The organism is Devosia sp. ZW T5_3 (assembly GCF_044987315.1).
Taxonomy (GTDB): domain Bacteria; phylum Pseudomonadota; class Alphaproteobacteria; order Rhizobiales; family Devosiaceae; genus Devosia.
In genome coordinates, this window is the sequence record NZ_JBJDRE010000038.1 from 1 (window position 1) to 3129 (window position 3129).

Below are 3129 nucleotides of genomic sequence, written 5' to 3' on the forward strand. Positions count from 1 at the left end.
GGTCCCGCATATCCGCCCGATACGGCGGCACCGCCATCGGCGCCCCTCCATACAGCGTTCGCCAAACCCCGCGCAGCAGCCCCAGGCAGTCACACCCCGCCCCCAGCGTTGCCGCTTGATGCCGGTATGGCGTGCCCAGCCACGCCCGCGCCGCGCTCACCACGGCATCGGGGTTCATTTCACCACCGCCCGCCCATCCAGCGCATCGCCATTGCGCGGGTGGCGCAGCACATAGTCGCTGCCCGGAATATGCGGAAAGCCGCGGAAATTGACCGCATTGGCGAACTTGGCCTTGCAAGTAGCAAACTGCCGATCACACCCCGCCGTCACCACCAGCGTGTCGCCTGGCACGACCCAATCCCCCAGCTTCACGGCAAAACCGAGCACATCCCGCCCATGGCTCATCACCCCATCGGTCAGCCCCACGCGCCGCCCTCCACTCCACACCGCCTTGCCAAAACCAAACCAGCCGTCGGCAAATCCAGCCAGCCCCGAGACCCGCACGCGATAGGCATCCTCCACCGCAATTACCGTCGCCGTACCCCGCCAGGCCGCCAGATCAACGCCACACCGCGCATCTCCCAGCTCCGCATCGCACAGCCCGTGATAGACCCGGCCTCGCGTCGCATTGAGCCCCTGCTGCGCCGAGCGCAATTCCGCCCGGAATACCCCGTCCTCGCGCACAATCTCGCCAATCGCATCGGTGCGCAGTAGCAGCCTTTGGCTCACATCCGCCCAATTGACCCGCCAGCTTTCCACCACCGCGCCGTCATAATGCCCGAGCAGAATATCGTCCTCGCTGATCGCCTCGGCATGGATCACCCCCAGCACTTCGCTGGTCTCCACCTGCCCACCCAGCTTGGCCGGCACCTCGCCACCATCCAGCCCGTGGCTGGGCAAAAACTGCGTCCCGTCAAACGCCAGCACCCGGTCATGATCGGTAAAACCCAGCACCAACCCATCCCCACGCCTGATGCGCCAGCAATGGGCCAGCGTGGTCTCCCCCTGCGCCACATGGCCGGCCAGCCCCGCCTCCAGCACCCTCATGGCAAGATCTCCACCAATGGAATGGACGGCGCCTCGGCCCCATCGAAACCGGTCAGTTCCACATCCAGCCGGTCCGTATCGAACCGCACCGGCACATCGAACAAAAAACCCGCCGTCACCGCCGCCCCAATGCCCGGCGCCGTCGCAAAGCTCACCACGCCTGTAGCGACATCCACAGTCCAACCACTGGTCACTTCAACACCCGCCACAGCCATGCGCACGCTGCCCGCCACTGGCCGCGTGATCGGCCTGACATACGGATCAAAACTCGCCCCGTAACGCTTGCTCAGCTGAAACGACGTCCGCACCCCATCGCCCACGCCAATGGCCTGATCACCCGCCCCCGGCACCGTCCCGCCCGAGGAATGATCCAGCCCATCGCGCCACAAAAACCCATGCAGCCGGCCGCGTCTTTCCTCGAAAAATGCCAGCACCGCCGCCATATCCGCCCGCGATTTGACGCCATATCCCGCATTGTAACGCCGCCGCGAATGCTGCCAGCGCCCATTGCGCTGCTCGCCCCCGCCCGCCAGCGTCACCACATCCGTCCGCCGCTCCGGCCCACCGCGGGAACCAAGGGCCACATCAAGGGGAAAGCGAACTGCATGAAAGGCCATGGAAAATCTCCTCGTCGCCTACGGTTGGAGTGGAGTTGCGCATGAAGAGATTCAGGTCAGGCCGAGCCGAAAGACGCGGGTCGCGAGAACCGGAACGGAGCGTACTTTTGGGTACGTGAGCACCGGAAGCGCAGCGACTTGCGGCTTGCAGGCCGGCATCACCTGAATATCGAAATGCGCTAGCTCCCCCGCGTGCCCCGCTTGACCGCCCGCAACAACATCGCGCTCAGCTCCGCCTCGCTCGCCGCAAAACTGCGCGCATCACTCGCCGTCACATTGAACGTCACGTGCACCGCGCCACCGCCGCCGGCCACACCCAGCCGCCCATCGGCGCCACGCGCCAGCGGCATGATCGCCTCCGGCCCCGCCTCACCCATCAGCCCCAGCCCGCCCGACATCGGAAAATAGCTCGGCGTCGCAATCACCCCGCCCTTGGCAAATTCCCTGACCGCCGGATTGGTCGCCGTAAACAGGCTTTCGACCAAATTCCCCGCCAGGCTCCCCAGCGGCTTTATCGCCGCCTTGAGCGCGATATCGGCAAAGCTGCGCGCAATGTCGCCCAGCAGCGATTGGAACGATTTGCCGTCCAGCAGCGCCCCGCGAAATGCCGAGCTGATCGAGCGCGCCACCCCATCGCCGAGGTTTTTGATGCGCCCCAGTTCCAGTTTCACATCGCTCAGCTCATCGACAAAACTGTCCGGAAAAAGCTCATCGGCCATCGGGGAATTTCTCCATCATCGCGCCCAGTTCCTGCCGCCCCAAGGGGCCTGCTCGATCACCCAAAATCGCGCCCCAGGCTGCAGCCAGCTCCCGCGGCGTCATTGCCCAGAACTCGCGTGGCGCCAGCCGCAACACGCCCAGACCAAACCGCATCGCCGCCGCCCAGGGAAACGGCGTCACTCCGCCTCTCCAAACGTCGCCTTCAGCAGCCGCGCCGCAATCTCCGCCGCGCCCTTGACCCCGCCTTCGATGCTCAGCCGCGCCAGATCATCATCGCTGATCCCATTGCCCCCGCCGCGCAGCCCGGCCCCCAGGATCGCCGTCAGATCCCGCGCCGAAACCCGCCCATTGGCAAAGCGCTCCGCCAGCCCCACCAGATCCCCCGCCTGCAAATGCGCCTCCAACTCCGCCAACGCCCCCAGCGTCAGGCACAGCGTCACCCGCTCCCCGCCAATCAGCGCCTCAATCTCACCCCGCTGCGCAATCGCCATGTTTTTTGCCCTTTGATTTTGAGATGCGGTCACACCACCACAAACGTCACTTCCCCCGCGCTCTCCAGCGCCAGGTCGAACGTCACTTCCCCCGCATGATCGGCGGAAAATTCCAGCGCCACGATCTGAAATGGCCCCGCCACCGTCCCGAAATCGGGAATGATCAGCTGCCAGTTCTGGATCGTCCCGGCAAAAAACAACGCCCTGATCTGCGCATCGGACACGGCATCCTTGAACACCCCCGCCCCCGACAC

Annotated in this window: 6 protein-coding genes; all 6 read right to left on the reverse strand. The window is 65.3% G+C overall.

The window, feature by feature from the left end; all coding sequences use genetic code 11:
• Nucleotides 1-174: 174 nt before the first annotated feature.
• Nucleotides 175-1047: a DUF2163 domain-containing protein gene (locus ACI3KW_RS23095; protein ID WP_404850036.1), complete on the reverse strand. Its 873-nt coding sequence runs from the start codon at nucleotides 1045-1047 to the stop codon at nucleotides 175-177.
• Complete coding sequence (locus tag ACI3KW_RS23100; protein WP_404850037.1) at nucleotides 1044-1664, reverse strand: TIGR02217 family protein; 621 nt, start codon at nucleotides 1662-1664, stop codon at nucleotides 1044-1046. Before ACI3KW_RS23100 ends, ACI3KW_RS23095 begins: the two co-directional genes overlap by 4 nt.
• 179 nt (nucleotides 1665-1843) lie before the next feature.
• Entirely contained in the window at nucleotides 1844-2383 is a 540-nt protein-coding gene (locus ACI3KW_RS23105; protein ID WP_404850038.1) for a phage tail tape measure protein, read from the reverse strand.
• Nucleotides 2373-2564 (reverse strand): rcc01693 family protein, encoded by a 192-nt coding sequence (locus ACI3KW_RS23110; RefSeq protein ID WP_404850039.1) that lies wholly within the window; start codon nucleotides 2562-2564, stop codon nucleotides 2373-2375. The genes ACI3KW_RS23105 and ACI3KW_RS23110 overlap by 11 nt, the downstream gene beginning before the upstream one ends.
• A complete protein-coding gene (locus ACI3KW_RS23115; protein ID WP_404850040.1) occupies nucleotides 2561-2875 on the reverse strand; it encodes a gene transfer agent family protein in 315 nt (104 codons plus the stop codon). Before ACI3KW_RS23115 ends, ACI3KW_RS23110 begins: the two co-directional genes overlap by 4 nt.
• 29 nt (nucleotides 2876-2904) lie before the next feature.
• The coding region (locus tag ACI3KW_RS23120) for a phage major tail protein, TP901-1 family (RefSeq protein ID WP_404850041.1) at nucleotides 2905-3129 on the reverse strand (225 nt) is incomplete at its 5' end.